Source organism: Bacillus cereus group sp. BfR-BA-01311 (genome assembly GCF_022664295.1).
Taxonomy (GTDB): Bacteria; Bacillota; Bacilli; order Bacillales; family Bacillaceae_G; genus Bacillus_A; species Bacillus_A cereus.
The window spans coordinates 29,751-54,475 of the sequence record NZ_JAKUHC010000018.1 but is presented as its reverse complement, the minus strand read 5'-3'; the positions used below and the strand labels follow the sequence as shown (position 1 = coordinate 54,475).

Below are 24,725 nucleotides of genomic sequence, written 5' to 3'. Positions count from 1 at the left end.
TTTTGAGAAGACATTATCATGGCAGTTTCATTTTGAAATAGGCTTATGATAATGTCTTTTTTAAGGAGGATATAAATGGAAAAGGTGTTGGAGAGCGGTTATTATAAGGGGCAATTCAGTATATTTTCTCTTTCCAAGAGATGAAAGAGATAGAACTATGTTTGAATACGAATAATGATTGTGCGATGAAGTTGTACAAGAGAGTAAGTTTTGAGGAGAAGGCATGTTTACAAAACTATATAATAGAGTAAAAAACCCATTCATATGAATGGGTTTTATTAATTTATTTTTTCCTCATTTATCACGAATTTAAAAGTAATTTGATTCGCCAATCGTTACATAACTTTTTTTATTTTTTGAGATACTTCTTTCGTTTGCGAATTAACATCTTCTTTTTTTAACTCTTTAAAGAGCGAAGTGACCATAAGAATGACTACAATAGAAAATGGTAGCGCAGCAATTATAGCTGCGATTTGTAGTGCATTTAATCCTCCAGATTGTAATAAAATAGCGGCAATTATCGCGATTGTTAATCCCCATATAAGTTTTAAACTATTTTTCGGTGATAAGCTTCCGTTACTCGTTTGCATTGAAACAACAAATGTTGCTGAATCGGCAGAAGTAACGAAAAATGTGGCTACTAAAATTAACCCGATAATCGTTAAAAATGTAGAGAATGGTAGATGTGAAATAACAGCGAATAATCCAATCTCTGTACCATTTTTTGCAATTTCATCAGCTATTCCAAGCGATTGGAACATTTCCATATGGATTGCGGTACCACCAAATACTGCAAACCAAAATGTACAGATAAGAGTTGGGACTAATACAACTCCAAAAATAAATTCTTTTATTGTGCGTCCTTTAGAAATACGTGCGATAAATGTGCCGACGAATGGAGACCAAGAGATCCACCATCCCCAATAGAAAATAGTCCAGTTTTCAATCCAAGAAGAAGATTTTTCACTAAATGCTCCTAAATTTAATCCCATACTAGGTAAAGCCCCGATATAAGAACCGAGTGTAGATGTGAAATATTTCATAATAAATACAGTTGGGCCTAAAAGTAAGAAAGAGACGAGTAAAATACCTGCAAGAGAGAAATTCAAGTTACTCAAATATTTAATCCCACGATCTAAGCCAGTTTGTGCACTTGTTAAATATAAAACAGCGAAGATAGCTATAAGTACGAGCTGAGTAAGTAAAGTGTTATGAATGGAAGGGAATAAATAGCTTAGTCCTCCAGCAATTTGTTGAGCACCAATCCCAACAGATGGTACAATGCCAAATACTGTGGCTAAAACAGCTAAAATATCAACTGTTTTTCCGATACGGGAATTTTTCGATCGATTAAATAATGGAGTAACTGTAGCCCCGATAGTGCTACCTTTTTGTTTGCGGAATGTGAAATATGCAATTGTTAAAGCGACCATTGCGTATAGTGACCACGGAAAGAGTCCCCAGTGGAAAAATGAATATTGCATAGCAAGTTTGGCGCTTTCTTCTGTACCTGCTTTTCCTGTTAACGGATCTGTAAAATGTGAAATCGGTTCAGCGATTCCATAAAAAAGGAGTCCAATTCCCATTCCTGCCCCAAACAACATGGATAGCCAAGATGGATAATTATATTTTGGCTTTTCTCCATCTTTACCAAGACGAATAGAACCGTACTTAGAAAATGCTAAATAAGTGGCTAAAATAATCATTGCGGTCATAAGTAGAGAGTAAAACCATCCAAATTTATTGAGGATAAATGAATTTAAGGAAGAGGTAACACTTTGTAAATCATAGCCTTGTATCCAACTTACCGGGGTAATTCCCCATATGATGAATAATGTTGTTAGCAAGAAGGAGATATAAAATACACTGTTTTCTTTTTTTATCATAGAATCCCACCCTTATTTAATAAAGTTAACAATTATAATAATCATAACAATTAAGTTTTTAATTGTCAAAAAATTTCCTTTTTATAATGTGAAAGGATGCAATTTGTTTTAGGTAGGTAAAGAGCAATGTGTTCACGATATGTACAAATTATAGGAAGAAATAATATGAAATATTGCATTTTATATTGTTACATCCAGATTTTATGTTAAATTCTTGAATGGAATATTAAAATAGGGGGCAAGGATATGAACAAGAAATCAAAGATCAATAAAGTGATGCTTAGCATTAGTACAATGGCTTTATCGTTAGGCGCACTTCAAACTCATGCAGCAGCGGAAGAAAAAGTACCGTATAACGTGTTAAAAACGAAACCGGTTGGAATTGAAAAGTCGGTAGATGAAGTTGGACATATTTCAAAAGTTGATGAAACTTTATCATTTCAAGAACGTTTAAAAGTAGGAGATTTTTCACAGCGACCAGCATCTATTACGAAGAAAACTGCAGTAAAGCAGGTTAAAGAAAGCTATTCAATGGCTGATTTAAACAAAATGAATAACCAAGAATTAGTTGAAACGTTAGGCAGTATTAAATGGCACCAAATTACAGACTTATTCCAGTTTAATGAAGATGCAAAGGCTTTTTATAAAGATAAAGGAAAAATGCAAGTCATTATAGATGAATTAGCTCATAGAGGTAGTACATTTACGAAAGATGATTCAAAAGGAATTCAAACGTTTACTGAAGTGCTGCGTTCAGCTTTTTATCTTGCATTTTATAATAGTGAATTAAGCGACTTAAATGAAAGAAGCTTCCAGGATAAATGTTTACCTGCTTTAAAAGCAATCGCAAAAAATCCAAACTTTAAGCTTGGTACAGTTGAACAAGATACAGTCGTATCTGCGTACGGTAAATTAATTAGTAATGCTTCAAGCGATGTTGAAACGGTTCAATATGCATCGAATATTTTAAAGCAATACAATGATAATTATACTACTTATGTAAATGATCGAATGAAGGGACAAGCAATATACGATATTATGCAAGGTATTGACTATGATATGCAGTCGTACTTAACTGAGGCTCGTAAAGAAGCGAATGAAACGATGTGGTATGGAAAAGTAGATGGGTTTATTAATGAAATAAATCGTATTGCTCTTCTAAATGAAGTAACGCCAGAAAATAAATGGCTCGTTAATAATGGCATTTATTTTGCTAGCCGTTTAGGGAAGTTTCATAGCAATCCAAATAAAGGATTAGAGGTTGTTACACAAGCAATGCATATGTACCCGCGCTTAAGTGAACCGTATTTTGTTGCGGTAGAACAAATTACAACAAATTATAATGGTAAAGATTATAGCGGGAATACAGTAGATTTAGAGAAAATACGTAAAGAAGGAAAAGAGCAATACCTACCAAAAACGTATACATTCGACGATGGATCAATTGTGTTCAAAACAGGAGATAAAGTATCAGAAGAAAAAATTAAGAGACTATATTGGGCTGCGAAGGAAGTAAAGGCACAGTATCACCGTGTAATTGGAAATGACAAAGCGTTAGAGCCAGGAAATGCGGATGATGTATTAACGATCGTAATTTATAACAGTCCAGAAGAGTACCAATTAAATAGACAATTGTATGGATATGAAACAAACAACGGTGGAATTTATATTGAAGAGACAGGTACATTCTTTACATATGAGCGTACACCAGAGCAAAGTATTTATAGTTTAGAAGAGTTATTCCGTCATGAATTTACTCATTATTTGCAAGGGAGATATGAAGTTCCTGGTTTATTTGGAAGAGGAGATATGTATCAAAATGAAAGGCTAACTTGGTTCCAAGAAGGAAATGCAGAGTTTTTCGCAGGATCTACTCGTACGAATAACGTTGTACCAAGAAAGAGTATAATTAGCGGATTATCATCTGATCCTGCAAGCCGTTATACAGCAGAGCGTACACTATTTGCTAAATACGGTTCTTGGGATTTCTATAATTACTCGTTCGCATTGCAGTCTTACTTATATACGCATCAGTTTGAAACATTTGATAAAATTCAAGATTTGATTCGTGCGAATGACGTGAAAAATTATGATGCATATCGTGAAAATCTAAGTAAAGATCCTAAGTTAAATAAAGAGTATCAAGAGTATATGCAGCAGTTAATTGATAATCAAGATAAATATAATGTACCGGAAGTAGCAGATGATTATTTAGCTGAACATGCACCGAAATCGTTAACTGAAGTGAAAAAAGAAATTAGTGATACGTTGCCTATGAATGATACAAAAATGACAAAACATAATTCTCAATTCTTTAATACATTTACATTAGAAGGTACGTATACAGGTAGTGTCACAAAAGGTGAATCAGAAGATTGGAAAGCAATGAGTAAAAGAGTAAATGAATCTTTAGAACAATTGGCGCAAAAAGAATGGAGTGGCTACAAAACTGTTACAGCATACTTCGTCAATTATCGTGTGAATAGCTCAAATGAATTTGAATATGATGTAGTCTTCCATGGAATCGCAAAAGATGATGGAGAAAATAAAGCTCCAACGGTTAATATAAATGGCCCTTATAGCGGTCTTGTAAAAGAGGGAATTCAATTTAAAAGTGATGGCTCAAACGATGAAGATGGAAAAATTGTTTCTTATTTATGGGAATTTGGAGATGGAAGCACAAGTGTAGAAGTGAATCCAGTACATGTATATGAAAGAGAAGGTTCTTATAAAGTATCGTTAAGAGTAAAAGATGATAAAGGCAAAGAGAGCAGAAGCGAAACAACTGTTACGATTAAAGATGGAAGTTTAACAGAATCAGAACCAAATAATCGTCCAGAGGAAGCAAATCGTATCGGGCTAAATAGTACGATAAAAGGTAATCTTATTGGCGGGGACCACACTGATGTTTATACATTTAATGTAGCATCAGCGAAAGATATCGACATTTCTGTTTTAAATGAGTATGGAATTGGGATGACATGGGTACTTCACCATGAATCAGATATGAAAAATTATGCAGCTTACGGTCAAGCCAATGGGAATCATATAGAAGCGAAATTTAATGCAAAACCAGGCAAGTATTACTTGTATGTATATAAATATGATAATGGCGATGGAACGTACTCATTATCAGTAAAGTGAAACTTTAATCATTCATCCCCCAATGATTATTAGCCCACACCAATCGGGGGAAAATAAGTGATTTTCCAATGTATGTTTAACTTTACTTTTTGTGGAAAATAGTATATTATATAGATATATAATATATCGGTTATTTTCTAGGAGGAGCCTGTCACAATAGGTTTCTCCTGTTCTTTTTTAGGGGCCTGTTTTACAGGCTTTTCTTTAAAGAGTAAATAACTGAAAATTAAGAACTATAATCTTTGAAAGAGGTGGGGCATACACATAACAAAAAAGGGATTGTTTAAGAAAGGGGGATAAGAAATGGTCTTGTTTGGTTATCCACTTGAAACAATTTATTTATATGGATTTATTATTGCTACTATACTCACTGTTATTTATATCTTCTTTGGAGATATATTTGAATCGATATTTAGTTTTGGGGGCGGATCTGTATCCGTTGTTACTTTATTACTTAGTTTCTTCGCCATGTTATGTGGGCTTAGTTATATAGGAGAGTACTTATTTTCCTTTAATAGTATTACTATTTTCGGGGCTGCATTTGCTATATCTTTTATCGGTGTTTTCATCATGAAAATACTAATTTTAAAACCGATTGCAGAAGCAGAACAAAATACCGTACAACGTATGGATGAATTTATCGGTTGCAAAGGAGAAGTCATTACGACAATTCCTACAGAAGGATTTGGTGAAGTATTAATTTTATCCCAATTTGGAAGTAATGCAATCCCAGCTAAAACTGTTGGAAAAAAAGATATTTCGCAAGGAACAGAGGTTATTATCGAGGGAGTCCAAGATGGTGTTTTACTTGTACAAAACATCGCTTATTCTTTAAAAAAACCAAAATTATAAGGGGGAATTTACATGACGATTCCATTAATTATCGGTGGAGTTTTACTGGCAATTTTAATTCTACTCATTTTAGTATTCATTACGAAGTATCGTACGGTTGGTCCAGATGAAGCGTTAATTGTTACAGGGAACTGGCTTGGTGGAGGAAAGAATGTTGTTACCACTGATGATGGAAAGAAGATTAAGATTATCCGCGGGGGCGGTACTTTCGTAGTTCCAATTATGCAAAGAGCAGAGCCTTTAAGCCTATTAAACTACAAATTAGAGGTTGGTACACGTGATACGTATACGAAGCAAGGTGTTCCAGTTACAGTAAATGGTGTTTCTATTATTAAAGTAGGTTCTACAATTGAAGAAGTATCTACTGCAGCTGAGCAATATTTAGGAAAAGAAACAGAAGAGTTAAAAGTAGAAGCAAAAGAGGTTTTAGAAGGTCACTTACGTGCAATCTTATCTTCTATGACAGTAGAGGATGCGTATAGTAATAGAGAGCAATTTGCTCAAAAGGTACATGAAGTAGCTTCTACAGATTTAAAGAAGATGGGACTTCGCATTGTTTCTTTCACAATTAAAGAAATAATGGATAAAAACGGATACTTAGATGCGCTTGGTCAGCCGCAAATTGCGACAGTTAAGCGTGATGCAACAATTGCAAATGCAGAGCGTGAAAAAGAAGCACGTATTGAAAAAGCACGTGCTGAAAAAGAGGCAAAAGAAGCAGAATATCAACGTGATGCACAAATCGCTGAAGCTGAAAAACATAAAGAATTAAAAGTACAGTCCTATAAGAGAGAACAAGAGCAAGCACGTGCAGATGCGGATCTTTCTTACGAATTACAACAAGCGAAAGCACAACAAGGTGTTACAGAAGAGCAAATGCGCGTTAAAATCATTGAGCGTGAAAAGCAAATCGAGTTAGAAGAAAAAGAGATTGCGCGTCGTGAAAAGCAATACGATGCAGAAGTTAAGAAAAAAGCAGATGCAGATCGCTATGCTGTTGAGCAATCAGCAGAAGCAGAAAAAGTAAAACAAATTAAAAAGGCAGATGCGGATCAATATAAGATTGAAGCTGAAGCGAGAGCTCGTGCGGAAGAAGTACGTGTGGAAGGTTTAGCGAAGGCGGAAATCGAAAAAGCGCAAGGTCAAGCGAAAGCGGAAGTACAAAAAGCGCAAGGTACAGCAGAAGCAGATGTTATTAGATTAAAAGGTTTAGCAGAAGCAGAAGCGAAACAAAAAATTGCTGAAGCATTTGAATTATATGGTCAAGCGGCAATTATGGATATGGTTCTTAAAATGCTTCCAAGTTATGCGAAGGAAGTTGCAAGTCCGCTTAGTAATATTGATAAAATCACAGTTGTCGATACAGGCGGCGGTGGTAAAAATAGCGGGGCCGGAAAAGTTGCGGGTTATGCGACTGATTTAATGGCAACGATGCAAGAAACGTTAAAAGCTTCTTCTGGCATTGACTTAAAAGAGCTATTAGAAGGATTTGCAGGAAAAGGAGCGGTACAACAATTATCAAGCGATAAACCTGTTGTATCTGTAGTAGAAGATGAGAAAAAAGAAGTAGATAAAGAATAGTAAGGTGGAAAGAACCTCTAGTAAGTGAAATACTAGAGGTTCTCCTATGAATTATAATATTTCGAATAATATACATTTTTATACATTGTTTTAATTATTTAATTTATATAGAATGAAAAAGATATGTATCAATTCTTTAGATGTATAAAAAGATAGAGAGTCTCATTGATACATTTAAATCGTATTATTTTTATAGAAAGATTAAATGTTAATTAATTACATTTAAAACGGTATGGAGGGGTAGAAGTATGTTTCAAGGGAAATTAAGGAGTAGTAGTTTAAAAACAAAGTTACTTGTATCATTTATTATTATTTTAATTCTTCCAAGTATTGTAATTGGTTGGACGTCTTATCAACAGGCGAAGACGAATTTTAATGAAACGATTTTAAACTCGGCGAAAGATAATATAAAAATTTTGGATAATGTAATTAATAAGGAATTGGATAGTAAAAAAATAGATGCAACTTATTTTACGAAATTATTTACACAATCAAGTTACCAAGCAGATCAAATTCAAAACATACAAAATAAACTAGAAGAATACAATAAACTGCATCCAGAAATGGAAGCAATCTATACAGGATCTAGTAATGGACAGTTCATTCAATCACCAGCTATTCAGATGCCAGATGGATATAATCCTACAGAAAGAGATTGGTATAAAGAGGCAGTGAAGAAAAGCGGAGAAGTAATTGTAACTGCTCCATATAAGTCAAAAACGACAGGAAATATTGTTATTACACTAGCAAAACAAAACGAGGATAAAAGTGGAGTTCTTGGGATTGACTTAATCATTAATGATATTGTTACTACTTCTAAGATGGTTAATATCGGTAAGGAAGGATATGTAGCGATATTTGATCAAGATAAAAATGTAGTAGCGCACCCGAAAATGAAGCCAGGAGAGAAATTAGAAGAGAAACTTAGTAAAGAATTGTATAAACAGGAAGCTGGGGATTTTCATTATTCATTAGATGGTGAAGATCGCAATATCACTTTTAAAACGAATAAGAAAACTGGGTGGAAAATAGCAGGAATTATGCCTTCCAAAGAAATTATCGAAGCGGCTGAACCTATTTTCTATAAAACAATAACTGTTCTTGGAATTTCACTAATAATCGGTGGGATTGTAATTTACTTCATAATTGCGTCTATTATTAAACCGTTAAAACAACTTGTCATATCATCGAAGAAGATTAGTGAAGGTGATTTAACAGAGTCAATTACAGTTCATTCTAAAGATGAAATTGGACAGCTAGGAGAAAGTTTTAACGAGATGGCTGCATCGTTACAAAGTGTCATTTCCAATATAAACACTTCAGCAAGTCATGTAGCGGCATCTTCAGAAGAATTAACAGCTAGTATGAAGCAGACAAGCGAAGCAACGGAACAAATTACACAGGCGATAGAGCAAGTATCAAGTGGTGCAGAAATACAAACGAAAGAAGTTGAAGAAGGAGCAACATTGTTAGAAGAAGTTACAGAAGGAATTCAGCGTGTTGCAGATAGTTCTTCATTAGTATCTACAGCCTCTATGTATACGAAGAAAAAAGCTGAAAATGGTGGGAAGTTAGTTGAACAAACTGTGAATCAAATGCAATTAATTCATGAGTCTGTTTCACAGTCAGACAAAATCATTGGTTTGTTAGACGATAAGTCGAAACAAATTGGAGCAATCCTTGAAGTGATTCAACATATTGCAGAACAGACAAATTTATTAGCGTTAAATGCGGCAATTGAGGCTGCGAGAGCTGGAGAGCAAGGAAGAGGATTTGCAATTGTAGCAGATGAAGTGCGAAAGCTAGCAGAACAATCAGGACAGTCTTCTACGGAAATTGGGAAACTAGTGAAAGAGATTCAATTTGATATAAAAGAAACAGTAAGCTCTATGAATCAAGTTGGAGCAGAAGTACAATCAGGACTTGTAGTTGCAAATGAAACGAAGCAAAGCTTTGCCGAAATATTGAAGTCTACAAATGATACAGTTGTACAAATTGATAGCATGGTAGATGTAGCAAAACAAATGACGGTAGATGCAAAACAAGTAAGTGCATCTATTAATGAAATTGCAGCTACAATTGAAGAAAATGCAGCAAGCGTTCAAAATATTGCTGGTTCTTCAGAAGAACAATTAGCTTCAGTAGATGAAATAAATGCAGCAGCAGTCCATTTATCACAAATGGCAGAAGAATTACAAGAGATGATTAGTAAGTTTAAAGTGTAATAACAAATATTAAGAAACGAGGTAATAATTTTACTTCGTTTCTTTTTTTATGAAGAGAAAAAGAAAGAAATATAGAGTAACCGTGTTATGATTAAGTATAATTAAAGAGACTGTATATTCTTTAAATTCTATCTTTAATCATGTTAGGGGAATGGTTTTGAAATTTAAAAAATTAAAACTCCAACCGAGAATTACATTAACTATTAGTACACTTATTTTAGTGGTACTTCTGCTAACGAGTTATTTATTTTATTACATATTATCTGAAACGGTAGAAGAGCAAATTGGGAAACGGGCTTTGCATGTTGCGAAAACAGTTGCCGCGATACCAGAAATTCAGGAAGCTTTTCAAAAAGAAAATCCAGCTTCTATTATTCAGCCAATCGCAGAAAAAATTCGAATGGATACAGAGGCTGACTTCATTGTAGTTGGAAACAAAGAGGGGATTCGTTATGCGCATCCTGAACGAGATAAAATAGGAGAAAAAATGGTTGGCGGAGATAATAAAGGCGTTTTATTAGAAGGAAAATCATATGTTTCGAAAGCAACTGGATCATTAGGCCCTTCATTACGCGGAAAAGTTCCAATCCGTAATCAGGAAAATGAAATCATTGGTGTGGTGTCTGTTGGATTTTCAATGGCTGATATTCATGGAGCGGTAGAAGTGTATGGAAAGCGTGTATTTTGGATTACAATAATAGGGCTATTAATTGGAGTAATTGGCTCTATATATTTAGCGGCAAGTATAAAAAGAATGATGTTCGGGATGGAACCAGAAGAAATTTCATCTTTATATGAAGAGCATAGTACAGTGATTCAATCTGTACGTGAAGGGATTATTGTAATCGATAAAAATGGCATGATTAGTTTAGTCAATCAAGCAGCTTATGATATTCTTTCGCTAGATAAACAACAAAATATTATTGGGGAATTTATTTTAAATGTAATTCCTAATTCAACGATACTAGATGTACTTCAAACTGGTGAAGAACAGTTTGATCGCCAATTAAATATAAAAGGACAGGCTGTTATTGCGAACCGTCTACCTATTAAAGTAAAGAATAAAGTAACTGGCGTTGTATCGAGCTTACGTTTGAAATCTGAAATGGATCAGTTAACAGCAGAATTATCTCAGACGAAGCAATATACAGAGGCATTACGAGCGCAAGCGCACGAATATAATAATTTATTGTATACGCTTTCAGGTCTTATTCAATTAGAATCATACGAAGATGCTTTAGAGCTTATTCATAAGGAAACAGCGGTATATCAAGATTTTGTTCAATTTATTATGAAGCGGATTCAAAATCCATGGCTAGGTGGAATTTTAATTGGATTTTATAATAGAGCACGAGAGTTGAAGATTGATTTTATGCTAGATAGAGAAAGTGGTTTAGAAAAATTAAGTCCACATATTGAGAGTAATTATGTCGTTTCTATTTTAGGAAATTTAATTACGAATGCATTTGAAGCAATTGAAAAAAATGAAGAGAATGATAAGAAAGTAAGGATGTTTGTAACTGATATTGGAGAAGAAATATTAATTGAAGTGGAAGATTCAGGGCAAGGGATTCATGATGAAATAATTACTAGCATATTCTATAAAGGCTTTTCGACGAAAGAAGGAGGAGAGCGAGGATATGGATTAGCAAAAGTGAAAGAGTTAGTAGAAGATTTAAATGGAAGTATTGCAATTGAAAAAGGGGATTTAGGTGGTGCATTATTTATTATTGCACTACCGAAAGAGAGAGGCGAATAGTAATGGGTGAGGAGATAGAAGTATTAATTGTAGAAGATGATATTCGGATTGCTGACATTCATCGTCGTTTTACTGAGAAAATTGAGGGATTTAAAGTAATTGGAACGGCAACGACTGGAGAACAAGCGAAAGAATGGCTAGAGCTTGTGAAGCCACAGCTTGTTTTATTAGATGTGTACTTACCTGATATGCAAGGAACGGAACTTGTCACATATATTAGGCATCATTTGCACGATACAGATATTATTATGATTACAGCGGCATCGGAAACAGATGTAGTGAGGCACGCCCTGCGGGGCGGAGTAACAGATTATATCGTAAAGCCACTAATGTTTGACCGATTTAAAGCAAGTCTGGAAGGCTATCAAAAAAAGATTATACAGTTAAAGAAAAATAATCAATTATCTACGGAGCAAATTGAATATTTATGGTCTCAAAGAGGGGTGAAGGGAGATCAAATAGAATATGCCCCGAAAGGGATAGATCCTTTAACTTTAGCGAAAATAAAAAAGCATATGTTAACAGTTAATGAAGAAGGGATTACAGCAGAGGTGCTAAGTTCAATGGTAGGCGTAAGCCGATCAACTGCAAGGCGTTATTTAGAGTATTTGATATCTGGGAAGAAAGTCCACGCAGAGCTAATATATGGAAGTGTTGGGAGACCCGAGAGACGTTATTTTCTTGTTTCTTCATAATAAAAAACAGTAGAGGATTTTATTCCTTCTACTGTTTTTTTGCATCTTATATTGGAATAATCCCAATTACAATTCCGGTAATTAACATAACCATTGTCGTTCCAACGGCCCACAATAAAGTGAAGCGTTGATGTTCACCGAAATCAACTTTTGCCATTCCGACCAATAAATAAGTGGAAGCGACAAGAGGACTTAATAAGTGAACGGGTTGCCCAAGTAAGGAAGCACGTCCCATTTCAGCTGCACTAATTCCGTAAGTAGCAGCAGCTTTCGTCAAAATAGGTAATACCCCGAAGTAAAATGCATCATTAGACATGAAAAATGTGAATGGCATACTGAGAAGTGCTGTAATAATTGGCAATTGTGGTCCAAGTGCATCTGGTATAAGAGTTACTACACTGTTAGCCATTGCATCTACCATTTTTGTTCCAGATAAAATACCAGTGAAAATACCGGCAGCAAATACGAGAGAAACAACTGCTAATACATTCCCAGCATGAGAAGCAATACGTTCTTTCTGTTGCTCTAAGTTTGGATAGTTAATCATAACAGCGATAGCAAAAGCGACTGTAAATAAAACAGGTAATGGCATAACTTCTAGTATGAGACAGACAAGTAATGTGGCGGTTAATAAAAAGTTAATCCATAGAAGTTTAGGGCGTTTATGCACTGCTGCTTCGACAGTTGCAGCTTGCTCATCCATTGTTTGCATTTGTTTTAAATACTGTACATCCATAATTCCTAAACGTTTTCTTTCTTTTTTTCCAAGATAGTAGGCAACGAAAACAACCCAAATTGCACCAGCAATCATTCCTGGAATAAGAGGTGTAAATAATTCGGAAGCCTCAAGCCCAAGTGCGCTCATAACACGAGCTGTGGGTCCACCCCAAGGTGTAAGATTTGTTACCCCTGCCCCTAACATAACAACTCCAGCTAATATGAGGGGGTTCATTCCAAGGCGCTTATATAGTGGATACATTGCGGAAACTGTAATCATGTATGTTGTTGTACCATCACCATCTAGAGAAACGATAATAGTTAATATAGCCGTTCCGACAACGATTTTTAAAGGATCTCCTTTTACAAATTTTAAAATCTTACTAATGACAGGATCGAATAAACCGCTATCAATCATAATCCCAAAATATAAAATAGCGAACATAAGCATAATACCAGTAGGTGCTAATTTTTGGATCCCCTCTAACATCATAGGCCCCATATCGGCATAGAATCCGCCAATTAATGCAAAAACACTCGGAATTAATATTAATGCTACTAGCGCTGACATACGTTTCGTCATAATTAAAAACATAAAGACAAATACCATCGCAAATCCAAGTAGTGCTAACATGTAATTTCCCCCTCAAAAGAATGATTGCGCTTTCAAAATAGAATAAAAATTCAGAAAAAGGTTTTTTATTTATAATAAAAGCATCTATTCAAATGGTAAATAATTTGAAAAATAACATCATTAGAAGCATAATTTTTATTTTGTTCATTTTGTTCACGGTAGTTAATTTGAATTTTTAAAAAGTAAGCTGCTTCTCGTAAGAATGGTAGAATAAGATGAAAATAGTGAAGTGTGAAATAGGGAGTAGATGTTATATGAAAACGAGAATTGAAGAGATTTATAGCTCTTATGAAGGAAAAGTAGAGGAGATTTTTATTAATGAATCTTCTTACGTATATGAATGGGAAAAATTACTGATGATCCGAAAAAATGACGGTGAGCTTAAAAAAATTGCAGTCGGGATTAGTGGAAATATAAGATTGGTAAATGTAGAAGTTGGACAGGAAATTAGTGCGGATACATTATTAGTTAAATTAGAAGATGATTTGTTAATTACAGGTTGCGAGTGATGAAAGATGTGTAGAAATAACTACACATCTTTTTTTGTTTCCTATATTACAAAAAGCACATTGTTTTTTCACAAATCTCACACAACCTTTTGGTATTCTTTTCGTGGAGTATACGGTTTCTAGGGAGGAATATTGATGAAAGTAAAATATGTCGTACTTGCTATATGTTTATGTTTCGTATTTACGGTAGTCGGGTGTGGGAAAAAGGAAACAGCAGCTGTTTCCATTGATGAGAAACATGATAAATGTGATATTTGCCAAATTGGGGTAACAGATAATCAATTTGCAACAGAAATTATTTTAGAAAATGGAAAAGCGTTAAAGTTTGATGATATCGGTTGTATGTATAAATGGATGGAGATCAACTCAGATGAAAAGACGAAAGAGAAATTTGTCCGAGATTATGATTCGAAAGATTGGATTTCGTTAGAAGACGCTACTTACGTATATGATAAAACAATAACGACACCGATGGCTTATAATGTCATTTCATTTAAAAATAAAAAAGATGCAGAGAGCTTTGTATCTAACTATAAGGGGAAAGTTCTTTCGTATAAAGAGCTAGCAGAGCATAAATGGGAAATGAATAAAGAGATGATGGGGAAACCGAAAGCAGGAAATCATGGTGGACATCATTAATAGAAAAAGACAACTATGTAGTTGTCTTTTTCTATTATTACTCAGGTGCAAATATAGAAAAGGTGTAAAATTTTTAGCAGAACGGTTACAATGGAATATAGTAACCTAAAGCAATCATTTATGTACTTTTTAGAAATGTATACAAATGCGGTAAAAACGTGCTAAACTAATTGCTTCATAATGTTAATGATGGGGCCATCAGGCGTATCATTTCAATAGGTTGAGAAACATAGTATAAGCTTAAGATAATCCGATTAAAGAAGGAATCTAAAGGGCTTATGGATAAATGTACTCAAGAAGAGTTATTGTATGTGATGGAGGAATGGTTAAGAAAACATTATCTTTCATAGGAGCTGTAGTTGTGAGAAAACAAAAAATTTTATTATGTATTTTATTAGGACTTTTAATGACGGTAGTGGCTTGCGATAAGCAAGAAGAACCAGAATCGAAACCGGTTCATGTGAAAAATGAGAAGAAAAAAGATAAGCATAAAGAACAGGAAGAATCTAAAGAAGAGAAAAGTATAAATTTAATGGACAAACAGTTGTTACTTTCAGCTACTCTTGGAGACACAGAGACAGCTATGAAGTTGATTCAGGATGGAGCGAATATAAACGTAGAAGGTGACAACGGAGAAACGCCTGTCCTTGCAGCGACGTACCAAAATCATGTAGAGACAGTTAAAGCATTAATTGGTGCAGGTGCTAATATTGAAATTAAAGATGAGAAAAAAAGTAATCCACTTCTTTATGCAAGTAGAGAAGGATATACGGATATTGTAAAAGTATTAATTAATGCAGGAGTTAATACGAAAGAAACGACTAGGTCAGGTGGGACAGCACTTATTTCTGCATCTGAGCGTGGCCATGTAGAGGTTGTTAAAGAATTATTAGAGCATACAGATATTGATGTGAATTATAAAAATGAACGTGGTGGAACAGCGTTATTAGAAGCAATTGTATTAGGAAATGGTAGTGAAAACCATAAGAAAGTAATTCAATTACTTATTGATCACGGTGCAGATGTAAACATGGCTAACAAGGAACATCTGACGCCACTGCAATACGCTGAAAAAAGAGGTTTTAAAGATATTGTAAATATGTTGAGGGTAGCTGGAGCGAATGAAGTAGTACAGCCACAACAACCAGTAGAGTAAAAAACGAAAAATAATCCCATTTAGATAGACAGAATGAAGAAATCAGTTAGTATGATGGATTCAGTAATGTGTATTTGAATGGGATTTTTATTTTGAACATGAAAAATAGATTATGAATGGATGGTAAATGGAGTAAATAAGGAGGCAACCTTATTTGGCAATTGTAAAAAATGAAAAAGTAGTTTCTGTTTGTTGCAGTGCCAGAAGTACGCCCGTAGCTGCTGAGGCAAGTGTGGAAACTTTAGCGGAGTTTCAAGGGAACGGATATGGTACTGATGTTGTTACAGCCTGGGCCATATCAATACAAGAGAAAAGGCGCATTCCACTTTATAGTACTGCTTGGGATAACTTTAGTTTGCAAGCAGTGGCAAGCAAACTAAAAATCATTAACTATGGAATGAATTTACATATTGATTGAATTTTAAGTATTGTTTCGTTCTATTTATTTATATTTTAATATCTAGATTAATGTAAATAATGATATGGTGAATATTAACATTCGATTAACACCTAATTAACAATCTATCAAAACTGACTTAATAAATGCGTAATATAGTAAAGGTAACAAAATAACTAGGGTAGAGAACATTTGAGAACACCCACTTACATATAATGTGCCACTTTCTTAGGTGTGCTCTATTCCTTAGAGTTCAAATAAGGAGAAAGGCGTTCTATGTAAGTAGGTGTTTTTAGTTTGGATAAAAATAGAACAGTTAGGTGGAATAAATGTTTAAAGAACCTTATATTGCGATGATAAAGGATTGGAAAGGATACAAAGCATACAAAAAATTGCCGAAAACAGTTTTTCTTATGACTGGTTCAATGCTGGAATTACCAGAGCGTGTATATGAATTGCAGAAACATGAACATGATGTATTTCTTCATTGTGATTTTATACAAGGCTTAAATACGAATACAGAGGAAGCGCTTTTGTATATTCAAGATGTTATCGGGGCACAAGGTATTATTTCAACAAAGGGTTCAACAATTCGAAATGCTAATAAAATTGGATTGAAAACAATTCAACGTATTTTTATTGTAGATACTTTATCTCTTACTAAATCAATTGAAAATTGTAAAACGACTAAACCAAATGCAGTAGAGATTATGCCGGGGATTATGCCTTCTATTATTAAGCAGCTAGTAGAGGAAATAGAGTTTCCTATTATTGCAGGAGGGCTGATTCAAACGCGAGAAGATGCGGAAATTGCAATTCGTGCAGGAGCAAGTGCGATTTCAACAAGTCATTATGAAGTATGGATACAAGAAGAAAAAAGGAGTGCAACCTTGTGATTGAATTGAAAAATGTTTCAAAGGTATATAAAAATGCAGAAGAGACAGCGGTTAAAGGCGTATCGGTTCATATTAAGAAGGGTGAATTTTTTGTTTTAGTTGGACCTTCGGGATGCGGGAAAAGCACATTATTACGAATGATCGCTGGCTTAGAAGAGATTTCTTCAGGAGATTTAATTATTAATGAACGTGTTGCAAATGATCTAGAGCCGAAAGACCGTAATCTATCAATGGTATTTCAAAATTATGCATTATATCCACACTTATCTGTAGAAGAAAATATTTTATTTGGACTTAAGGTAAGAAAAGTACAAAAAGAAGAGCGACAAAAGCGATTAATGGAAGCTATTGAAATGGTAGGACTGAAAGAGTATGTGAAAATGAAACCAGGCCAATTATCAGGCGGACAAAGACAGCGTGTTGCACTTGCCAGGGCAATTGTGAGTCAAGCGCCAATCTGTTTAATGGATGAACCACTTTCGAATTTGGATGCGAAATTACGTGCGCAAATGAGAATTGAAATTAGAGAAATTCAGCAGCGATTAGGAATTACGATGATTTACGTTACCCACGATCAAATAGAAGCGATGACTATGGGTGATCGTATCATGGTTTTAAATAAAGGAAGTATACAGCAAGTTGGAACACCACTTAACATATATAACGAACCAGCAAACGAATTTGTTGCAAGCTTTATAGGTTCTCCTTCTATGAATATAAATGATGGGGAAGTAAATAAAGAAAAAGGTGTATTACATATAGGACAATTGCAAATTCCATTATCTATTAGACAGTTAAAGCAATTACCAGAAGGAACAATTCGCATAGGCATGCGCCCTGAGCATATTGCACTGTCTGAGGAGGGACAAGAAGTGACGTTGCAATCTGTAGAAGTATTAGGGAATGAATCTATATTGAACTTTGCGGTAAATGGAACAACTTGGAGTGCGAAAGTTATCGGACAGTTACTCCTGAACAAAGGTGACAAAGTAAAATTATTATTCTCGCAAGAAAAGTTATGCTTCTTTAACGAAAACACGAATGAACGCTTAAAAGTGGTAGGTGAAGAAGAGTTGAAAGTGGTGGCGAAATAATGATCGAAGTAAGTAAGTTACCAGTTCAAACAAAGGTGTCAAAAAAGAAAAAATTATGGGAGAGAACGAAAGATTTAAGAATAGGATTATTGTTTTTGGCGCCATCTATTTTGCTATTTTCGATTTTTCTGTTCTATCCATTGTTTAGGACGATTTATTATAGTTTTTATTTAACCGATATACATGGAGAAGCTAATCTTTTCGTTGGCTTAGAAAATTATCAATATTTATTCTCTGATCCAGCCTTCTACAAAAGTATAAAATCAACTTTATTATTTGTTTTATATACAGTTCCTACGAGTATTATATTTGCTTTGTTTCTTGCATTGATTGCAAATGGAAAGGTAAGAGGTATTGGGTTATTCCGAGTTCTGTTTTCTTCGACGATGGGAATATCAGTAGCTGCTAGTGCAGTGATTTGGCTATTTTTATTTCATCCAAGTGTAGGATTATTTAATAATATATTAGCCTCTATGAACCTTCCTGCAATCGCATGGTTAACGAGTCCGGACTGGGCACTATTCTCTGTATCAGTTACAACAGTTTGGGTGAATACAGGTTTTGCATTTTTAGTTATATTAGGTGGTTTACAAAATATTGATACGTCTTTATATGAGAGTGCATCTATAGATGGTGCTAGTTATTTATATAAGCTTCGCCGTGTTACATTACCGATGCTATCACCAACTTTATTTTTTATTGTAACAGTAACATTAATTAGTGCGTTCCAAAGCTTTGGACAAATTGATATTTTAACGCACGGTGGACCAAATGATGCAACGAATTTAATTGTGTACTCGATTTACAAAGAGGCGTTTGTGAATCATCAATTTGGAACAGCAAGTGCACAAGCGATGGTATTATTTGTTTTCATTTTCGTTGCTACATTACTTCAATTTAAGTTTGCTGAGAGAAAGGTGCATTATAAATGATTGTTAAACAGTGGAAACAAAATTTCCTATTATACATGCTACTCATTATTAGTGCAGTGATGGTATTTTTTCCTGTACTGTATGCATTTTTAATAAGCTTTATGACACCAGACGATATTCAAATGAGAAGGTTATTTCCGACCCAGTTTACTTTTGATAATTTCATTAATATTTTTCAAAAAGTACCGCTTTTTACATACTTATATAACAGTTTAATTGTATCGACAGTCGTTATGATTGGACAACTTATCGTATCAAGTTTAGCAGCTTATGCTTTTGTTTTTCTTCAGTTTAAAGGGAGAAACTTAATTTTCTTCCTGTTTATTTCAACGATGCTTATTCCGTGGGAAGCAACGATGGTGCCTAACTTTTTAACGATTCAAAACTTTGGCTGGATCAATAGTTTCGCCGGGATGACAGTGCCGTTTTTTGCAACAGCTTTCGGTATTTTCTTGTTACGTCAACATTTTATGACACTCCCGAATGAACTGAAAGAAGCTGCTTTTATTGAAGGGATTGGAAATATAAGATTTTTATTCAGCGTTGTAATACCGTATTGTAAAACGAGTTTTATTACGCTTGGAGTATATAGCTTTTTAACAACATGGAATATGTATTTATGGCCACTTTTAGTGACCACTGATGAAAAAGTAAGAACAGTGCAAATCGGTGTAAAGCAGCTTCAGTCTCAAGAAGTTGCAACTGATTGGGGAAGCGTAATGGCCGGTGTTACGGTTATCGTTATTCCAACATTGATTTTACTATTTTTAGGGCAAAAGCAATTACAACAAGGATTAACAAAAGGTGCAATTAAATAACTAAGAGAAGGTGAGATTTAAATGAGTCTAGTTAAAAAAGGTGCTGCTCTATTAATGGTAGCAACAATGGCATTATCTAGTGCAGCTTGTTCAAATAGTAAAACAGAGGGAAAACCTGAAGTACAGGCAAAAGTAGCACCTGTTGAAAAAAATGGTGATAAAACTGTAATTCGCTTCTGGCATGCGATGGGTGGAAAAACACAAGGAGTATTAGATGGTCTTGTTGCAGACTATAATAAGTCGCAAAATAAATATGAGATAAAGGCAGAGTTCCAAGGGACATATGAAGAGTCTTTAACGAAATTTAGAACGATGTCTGCAACGAAAGAAGCGCCAGCTCTTGTTCAATCGAGTGAAATTACAACGAAATATATGATTGATAGCAAAAAAATCACACCAATTGATAGCTGGATAAAAAAAGATAAGTACGATACGTCAAAATTAGAAAAAGCAATTACAAATTATTATTCAGTTGATGGAAAAATGTATTCTATGCCATTTAATTCATCTACACCAGTATTAATTTATAATAAAGATGCTTTTGCAAAGGCGGGCTTAGATCCAGAGAAAGCTCCAAAAACATATGCGGAATTACAAGAAGCAGCGAAAAAGTTAACGATTAAAGAAGGCGGAAATGTAAAACAATATGGATTCTCCATGCTTAACTACGGTTGGTTCTTTGAAGAATTGTTAGCGACACAAGGTGCTTTATATGTAGATAACGAAAACGGCCGTAAAGATGCTGCAAAGAAGGCGGTATTTAACGGTAAAGAAGGACAGAAAGTATTTGGAATGTTAGATGATTTAAATAAAGCTGGCGCACTTGGAAAGTATGGAGCAAGTTGGGATGATATTCGTGCCGCGTTCCAATCTGGACAAGTTGCTATGTATTTAGATTCTTCAGCAGGTGTTCGTGATTTAATCGATGCATCTAAGTTTAATGTAGGTGTTTCATATATTCCGTATCCTGAGGATTCGAAACAAAATGGTGTTGTTATTGGTGGAGCATCATTATGGATGACGAATATGGTTTCAGAAGAAACGCAACAAGGTGCTTGGGACTTTATGAAATATTTAACGAAGCCAGACGTACAAGCAAAATGGCATACTGCAACAGGTTATTTCTCAATTAATCCAGATGCATATAATGAGCCATTAGTAAAAGAGCAATATGAAAAATATCCACAGTTGAAAGTAACAGTAGATCAATTGCAAACGACGAAGCAATCTCCAGCAACACAAGGGGCTTTAATTAGTGTATTCCCAGAATCACGAGATGCAGTTGTAAAAGCATTAGAAGCGATGTATGACGGGAAGAATAGTAAAGAAGCGTTAGATGAAGCTGCCAAAGCAACAGATAGAGCAATTAGCGTTTCAGCTCGTACGAGTCAAAAATAAGAGAAAGCCGTATCCTTAAAAGGGATACGGCTTTCTTTATAGGGAGATAAGGGATCAAAGAAATGATGAAGTCTTATCTCTTTTATATGAGTAAAGGGTCTAGAGTGAATGTTGTCCTTTTCATTATTTATTTAACTCCATTGCGACTTGTTTACCATTTACGAAAACCTCTACTACCGCTACTACAACTTCCATTACTTTTTTCATCTCTCATCTCTCCTTATTTTTTGTTTCATTTCTTACTCTCAGTATAAGGAAATACAGTAATTACAACTATCGAATTGGATGACAAGAGACTTACATTGTTGTAAGGATAATAGTTTAGTTTGTAATAAAGTGAAACTGTAATCAGTGGGGGGCTTACTGCCCGTTAATGCTTGATTTTAATTCTGAACTTTCTGTCGTTTTGAACTATAATTAGAAAGAGGGGGGATAATATGAAAAGAATTCTTGTTATTAGTGATATTCATGGAGAGATAGAAAAGTTCGAACATTTATTGGAAGAAGCTCAATATGATGCGAAACAGGATCAATTAATCTTACTGGGAGATTATGTAGATCGTGGTCCAAATGCGCGTGCTGTAATTGAAAAGGTAAGAGAATTGAAAAAAGAGGGAGCACTCATTTTAAAAGGAAATCATGAAGATATGATGATTAAGGCGTTAAGGACAAATGAGGAACGTTCATGGAACCATTGGGTAAAAAGAAATGGTGGAGATAAGACATTATATAGCTATGGATTTGTAGAAGAAGATATTGCGGTTAATGAGAAAGACTTCCAAAAACCGATTTTACACTCTCGTGTATTAGAGGAACATATAAAGTTTATTCAAGAATTAGATCATTACATTGAAACAGAAGAGTATATATTTGTACATGCTGGGGTTGAACCGATGAAACGAGTTTCTGAATCTGAACCATATACATTAATGTGGATCCGTAATGAATTTCATAATGGATATAGCGGTGAAAAGGTTATTGTATTTGGGCATACGGAAACAAAAACGCTTCATGGTAGTGAGGATTGCGGAGTGTATTTTGGTAGTAATCGTATTATTGGGATTGATGGCGGGGCTGTGTATGGCGGTCAGCTAAATTGTTTAGAGTTGCCGAGTAAAAAGGTATATGTAATAAAAAATTGAAAGAGATAAGAGGAATCTTATTTCTTTCAATTTTTTATTAAGCTAAATTTAAGACAAAGTTTTTATAATAAAACTTCAAAATTTTAGAAGGAAATAGTTAAAAATGAAATTACGTAATGTAACTACATTCTTTTGTTATGAAGAGAAGAAATGTAATAATAAATAGAATTGAACTATTTGATGGAAGGTGAGAGCATGCGTTTACTTGTAGTAGAAGATAATGCTTCGTTATTAGAGTCTATCGTACAAATTTTACGTGATGAATTTGAAGTAGATACGGCAATAAATGGAGAAGATGGATTGTTTTTAGCTCTTCAAAATATATATGATGCAATTTTGCTGGATGTGATGATGCCAGGGATGGACGGATTTGAAGTGATTCAAAAAATACGAGATGAAAAGATTGAAACACCAGTCCTGTTTTTGACAGCGAGAGATTCTTTAGAAGATCGGGTGAAGGGATTGGACTTTGGTGGAGATGACTATATTGTTAAGCCATTTCAGGCCCCTGAATTAAAAGCGAGAATTCGTGCTTTACTACGCAGAAGTGGTAGTTTAACAACGCAGCAAACAATTCGCTATAAAGGCATTGAATTGTTCGGAAAAGATAAAGATGTTCAAGTAGATGGAAAAGGTATGAAGTTATCATTAAAACAATATGAGCTTCTAGAGTACCTTGTTCAAAATAGCGGAAAGATTTTAATGCGTGAACAAATTTTTGATCGCGTCTGGGGATTTGATTCAGATACGACAGTAGCGATTGTAGAAGTGTATGTGCATCATTTACGTAAAAAATTAGAGCCATTCGGTTATCAGAAAGATATTCAAACCGTTCGAGGTATTGGATACATATTAAAAGAACAATGAAAAAGGGAAGCATGTTTCAGAAGACGCGCATTCGATTGACTATAATAAATTCGTTAGTATTTATCATTTTGATAGGCGTATTAGGCAGTATTATTTATTCGTACACATACAAGCGTATTTATAGTGAAGTAGATCAATCTATAAAAATGATAGCTCAGTATAGAGAAAAATTAGATGTTAAAGTACCACCAAGAAAACGCATGGAGAATATCCAAATTGGAGATCCGCGAGTAACTAGAATAACTTGGAATGGGAAAATAGTGAAAATAGAGGGCGATAACCGTAAATTCCGTTCTATTTTTGAAGAGAATTTGGAAAGTTTTTCTCCCGAAAAATTAGAGGAGTTACAAGATATTGAAGTACAAGGACGATATTTTAGAGCATTTTCGCTTCAAAAAGATGGAGAAATAGTTCAAATCGTGCGAGATATAACAGCGGAAGAAGGAATGTTAAATACTTTATTTTTAATTCTCGTTATAGGTTGTAGCATAGGAAGCCTCTGTGCGATAGGTATTGGCTTTTTCCTAGCTGGTAGAGCACTTGTACCTATTCAAAGTTCATGGGAGAAACAGCAACAATTCGTTTCTGATGCATCACATGAACTCAGGACACCACTTGCAGTTATTCAATCAAAAACGGATGTTTTATTCCAGTCACCATCCGCTACGATAGAAGAAAAAGCGATGGATATTTCTACAATTTCAAAAGAATGTAGGCGGTTATCGAAACTCGTTAGTAATTTATTATTGCTAGCACGTTCTGATTCTAATCAAATTGAGATGGATAAGAAAACATTTGAACTTGATAAATTGTTAGAAGAAATAGTAGCTCCATATAAAGAGATTGCTTCTTATCAAGAAAAAGAAATGATGCTAAAAGTAGAACGTGGTGTATCTTTTATGGCTGATAGAGAGCGGATTCATCAAATGATGGTCATACTGTTAGATAATGCGATGAAGTATACAAACGAAGGTGGGCATATTCAAATTGATTGTACGCAAACGAGTAGTTCAATTCGCATACAGGTGAAAGATGACGGGATAGGAGTGAAAGAAGAAGATATTCCGAAATTATTTAATCGTTTTTATCAAGGGGATAAAGCAAGAAGTACGTCAGAAGGAGCTGGATTAGGTCTTTCAATCGCAAATTGGATTGTAGAAAAGCATTACGGAAAAATATCAGTAGAGAGCAAATGGGGAGATGGCACTTGTTTTGAAGTGATTTTCCCTAAAAACCAAAAAATATAAGTAAGAAGACGACCTTGTTTTTACAAGGTCGTCTTTTTTTAAGGGAAAGTTAAGAAACTATTTATATTATGTATGGCATAAAGAAAGTTCGTTACATGAAGAAGAGATTAGGTGTATGTGAGTGGGGTTTATCAATC

The 24,725-nt window shown here is 34.5% G+C and carries 19 protein-coding genes and 3 pseudogenes; 20 read left to right on the top strand and 2 right to left on the bottom strand.

The window, feature by feature from the left end; translation table 11 throughout:
• Positions 1–65: 65 nt before the first annotated feature.
• Positions 66–251 (top strand): annotated as a pseudogene (locus MR136_RS25330) (GNAT family N-acetyltransferase); the annotation flags it as partial.
• An 84-nt stretch (positions 252–335) separates the two neighbouring features.
• Here the strand turns inward: MR136_RS25330 and opuD are convergent.
• Entirely contained in the window at positions 336–1,886 is a 1,551-nt protein-coding gene (gene opuD / locus MR136_RS25325; RefSeq protein WP_242259664.1) for a glycine betaine transporter OpuD, read from the bottom strand.
• Between the two features lie 246 nt (positions 1,887–2,132).
• On the opposite strand from opuD, the gene colA reads away from it, so the two are divergent.
• The 7 genes and pseudogenes from colA (at position 2,133) to MR136_RS25295 (ending at position 12,142) form a co-directional block, all read left to right on the top strand.
• Positions 2,133–5,030 carry a collagenase ColA gene (colA, locus tag MR136_RS25320; RefSeq protein WP_017674233.1) on the top strand — a complete coding sequence of 966 codons (2,898 nt, stop codon included), beginning with the start codon at positions 2,133–2,135 and terminating at the stop codon, positions 5,028–5,030.
• Positions 5,031–5,333: 303 nt separating this feature from the next.
• Positions 5,334–5,882 carry an NfeD family protein gene (locus MR136_RS25315; RefSeq protein ID WP_000242445.1) on the top strand — a complete coding sequence of 183 codons (549 nt, stop codon included), beginning with the start codon at positions 5,334–5,336 and terminating at the stop codon, positions 5,880–5,882.
• A 12-nt stretch (positions 5,883–5,894) separates the two neighbouring features.
• Positions 5,895–7,463, top strand: a complete 1,569-nt coding sequence (locus MR136_RS25310) for a flotillin family protein (RefSeq protein WP_000155016.1) — start codon at positions 5,895–5,897, stop codon at positions 7,461–7,463.
• A gap of 248 nt (positions 7,464–7,711) precedes the next feature.
• Positions 7,712–8,746: pseudogene (locus MR136_RS28710) on the top strand (HAMP domain-containing protein); the annotation flags it as partial.
• Positions 8,741–9,688, top strand: a complete 948-nt coding sequence (locus tag MR136_RS28705; RefSeq protein WP_370445030.1) for a methyl-accepting chemotaxis protein — start codon at positions 8,741–8,743, stop codon at positions 9,686–9,688. The pseudogene MR136_RS28710 and the gene MR136_RS28705, both read left to right, overlap by 6 nt.
• A 151-nt stretch (positions 9,689–9,839) precedes the next feature.
• A complete protein-coding gene (locus MR136_RS25300; protein WP_002040620.1) occupies positions 9,840–11,447 on the top strand; it encodes an ATP-binding protein in 1,608 nt (535 codons plus the stop codon).
• A gap of 2 nt (positions 11,448–11,449) precedes the next feature.
• Positions 11,450–12,142 carry a response regulator gene (locus MR136_RS25295; RefSeq protein ID WP_000503461.1) on the top strand — a complete coding sequence of 231 codons (693 nt, stop codon included), beginning with the start codon at positions 11,450–11,452 and terminating at the stop codon, positions 12,140–12,142.
• 46 nt (positions 12,143–12,188) lie between these two features.
• Here MR136_RS25295 and MR136_RS25290 read toward each other — a convergent pair whose 3' ends face one another.
• Entirely contained in the window at positions 12,189–13,493 is a 1,305-nt protein-coding gene (locus MR136_RS25290; RefSeq protein ID WP_000880464.1) for a CitMHS family transporter, read from the bottom strand.
• Between the two features lie 254 nt (positions 13,494–13,747).
• Here MR136_RS25290 and MR136_RS25285 point away from each other — a divergent pair, with 254 nt between their 5' ends.
• The 12 genes and pseudogenes from MR136_RS25285 to MR136_RS25230 all read left to right on the top strand — a co-directional run bounded on the left by MR136_RS25285 (position 13,748) and on the right by MR136_RS25230 (position 24,588).
• A complete protein-coding gene (locus MR136_RS25285; RefSeq protein ID WP_000857376.1) occupies positions 13,748–14,002 on the top strand; it encodes a hypothetical protein in 255 nt (84 codons plus the stop codon).
• A gap of 135 nt (positions 14,003–14,137) precedes the next feature.
• Complete coding sequence (locus MR136_RS25280; protein WP_017674235.1) at positions 14,138–14,641, top strand: nitrous oxide reductase accessory protein NosL; 504 nt, start codon at positions 14,138–14,140, stop codon at positions 14,639–14,641.
• Positions 14,642–14,927: 286 nt separating this feature from the next.
• On the top strand, positions 14,928–15,797 hold the full coding sequence (locus tag MR136_RS25275; RefSeq protein WP_017674236.1) for an ankyrin repeat domain-containing protein: 870 nt from the start codon (positions 14,928–14,930) through the stop codon (positions 15,795–15,797).
• A gap of 142 nt (positions 15,798–15,939) precedes the next feature.
• Positions 15,940–16,215 (top strand): annotated as a pseudogene (locus MR136_RS25270) (GNAT family N-acetyltransferase); the annotation flags it as partial.
• A 308-nt stretch (positions 16,216–16,523) separates the two neighbouring features.
• Positions 16,524–17,090, top strand: a complete 567-nt coding sequence (locus MR136_RS25265) for a glycerol-3-phosphate responsive antiterminator (RefSeq protein ID WP_006925062.1) — start codon at positions 16,524–16,526, stop codon at positions 17,088–17,090.
• Positions 17,087–18,184 carry an ABC transporter ATP-binding protein gene (locus MR136_RS25260; RefSeq protein WP_000571391.1) on the top strand — a complete coding sequence of 366 codons (1,098 nt, stop codon included), beginning with the start codon at positions 17,087–17,089 and terminating at the stop codon, positions 18,182–18,184. The genes MR136_RS25265 and MR136_RS25260 overlap by 4 nt, the downstream gene beginning before the upstream one ends.
• On the top strand, positions 18,184–19,116 hold the full coding sequence (locus tag MR136_RS25255; protein ID WP_000573797.1) for a carbohydrate ABC transporter permease: 933 nt from the start codon (positions 18,184–18,186) through the stop codon (positions 19,114–19,116). Before MR136_RS25260 ends, MR136_RS25255 begins: the two co-directional genes overlap by 1 nt.
• Complete coding sequence (locus tag MR136_RS25250) at positions 19,113–19,934, top strand: carbohydrate ABC transporter permease (protein ID WP_000635946.1); 822 nt, start codon at positions 19,113–19,115, stop codon at positions 19,932–19,934. Before MR136_RS25255 ends, MR136_RS25250 begins: the two co-directional genes overlap by 4 nt.
• Before the next feature lie 21 nt (positions 19,935–19,955).
• The gene (locus tag MR136_RS25245; RefSeq protein ID WP_017674237.1) at positions 19,956–21,332 is read left to right on the top strand and encodes an ABC transporter substrate-binding protein; all 1,377 of its coding nucleotides are present in this window, start codon (positions 19,956–19,958) and stop codon (positions 21,330–21,332) included.
• Between the two features lie 437 nt (positions 21,333–21,769).
• The gene (locus tag MR136_RS25240) at positions 21,770–22,474 is read left to right on the top strand and encodes a metallophosphoesterase family protein (protein WP_017674238.1); all 705 of its coding nucleotides are present in this window, start codon (positions 21,770–21,772) and stop codon (positions 22,472–22,474) included.
• A 195-nt stretch (positions 22,475–22,669) separates the two neighbouring features.
• Positions 22,670–23,341: a response regulator transcription factor gene (locus MR136_RS25235; protein ID WP_001238621.1), complete on the top strand. Its 672-nt coding sequence runs from the start codon at positions 22,670–22,672 to the stop codon at positions 23,339–23,341.
• Positions 23,338–24,588 (top strand): sensor histidine kinase, encoded by a 1,251-nt coding sequence (locus tag MR136_RS25230; protein ID WP_305037709.1) that lies wholly within the window; start codon positions 23,338–23,340, stop codon positions 24,586–24,588. Before MR136_RS25235 ends, MR136_RS25230 begins: the two co-directional genes overlap by 4 nt.
• The last annotated feature ends 137 nt before the right edge of the window (positions 24,589–24,725 follow it).

Excerpts from the sequence above, each read along its gene's own strand:
- MR136_RS25250 (WP_000635946.1), top strand. The coding sequence starts at position 19,113 with ATGATTGTTAAACAGTGGAAACAAAATTTCCTATTATACATGCTACTC.
- MR136_RS25235 (WP_001238621.1), top strand. The coding sequence starts at position 22,670 with ATGCGTTTACTTGTAGTAGAAGATAATGCTTCGTTATTAGAGTCTATC.
- MR136_RS25240 (WP_017674238.1), top strand. The coding sequence starts at position 21,770 with ATGAAAAGAATTCTTGTTATTAGTGATATTCATGGAGAGATAGAAAAG.
- MR136_RS28705 (WP_370445030.1), top strand. The coding sequence starts at position 8,741 with ATGGCTGCATCGTTACAAAGTGTCATTTCCAATATAAACACTTCAGCA.
- MR136_RS25295 (WP_000503461.1), top strand. The coding sequence starts at position 11,450 with ATGGGTGAGGAGATAGAAGTATTAATTGTAGAAGATGATATTCGGATT.
- MR136_RS25315 (WP_000242445.1), top strand. The coding sequence starts at position 5,334 with ATGGTCTTGTTTGGTTATCCACTTGAAACAATTTATTTATATGGATTT.
- MR136_RS25265 (WP_006925062.1), top strand. The coding sequence starts at position 16,524 with ATGTTTAAAGAACCTTATATTGCGATGATAAAGGATTGGAAAGGATAC.
- MR136_RS25290 (WP_000880464.1), bottom strand. The coding sequence starts at position 13,493 with ATGTTAGCACTACTTGGATTTGCGATGGTATTTGTCTTTATGTTTTTA.
- MR136_RS25300 (WP_002040620.1), top strand. The coding sequence starts at position 9,840 with ATGGTTTTGAAATTTAAAAAATTAAAACTCCAACCGAGAATTACATTA.
- MR136_RS25310 (WP_000155016.1), top strand. The coding sequence starts at position 5,895 with ATGACGATTCCATTAATTATCGGTGGAGTTTTACTGGCAATTTTAATT.
- opuD (WP_242259664.1), bottom strand. The coding sequence starts at position 1,886 with ATGATAAAAAAAGAAAACAGTGTATTTTATATCTCCTTCTTGCTAACA.
- MR136_RS25275 (WP_017674236.1), top strand. The coding sequence starts at position 14,928 with ATGTACTCAAGAAGAGTTATTGTATGTGATGGAGGAATGGTTAAGAAA.
- colA (WP_017674233.1), top strand. The coding sequence starts at position 2,133 with ATGAACAAGAAATCAAAGATCAATAAAGTGATGCTTAGCATTAGTACA.
- MR136_RS25255 (WP_000573797.1), top strand. The coding sequence starts at position 18,184 with ATGATCGAAGTAAGTAAGTTACCAGTTCAAACAAAGGTGTCAAAAAAG.
- MR136_RS25230 (WP_305037709.1), top strand. The coding sequence starts at position 23,338 with ATGAAAAAGGGAAGCATGTTTCAGAAGACGCGCATTCGATTGACTATA.
- MR136_RS25280 (WP_017674235.1), top strand. The coding sequence starts at position 14,138 with ATGAAAGTAAAATATGTCGTACTTGCTATATGTTTATGTTTCGTATTT.
- MR136_RS25285 (WP_000857376.1), top strand. The coding sequence starts at position 13,748 with ATGAAAACGAGAATTGAAGAGATTTATAGCTCTTATGAAGGAAAAGTA.
- MR136_RS25245 (WP_017674237.1), top strand. The coding sequence starts at position 19,956 with ATGAGTCTAGTTAAAAAAGGTGCTGCTCTATTAATGGTAGCAACAATG.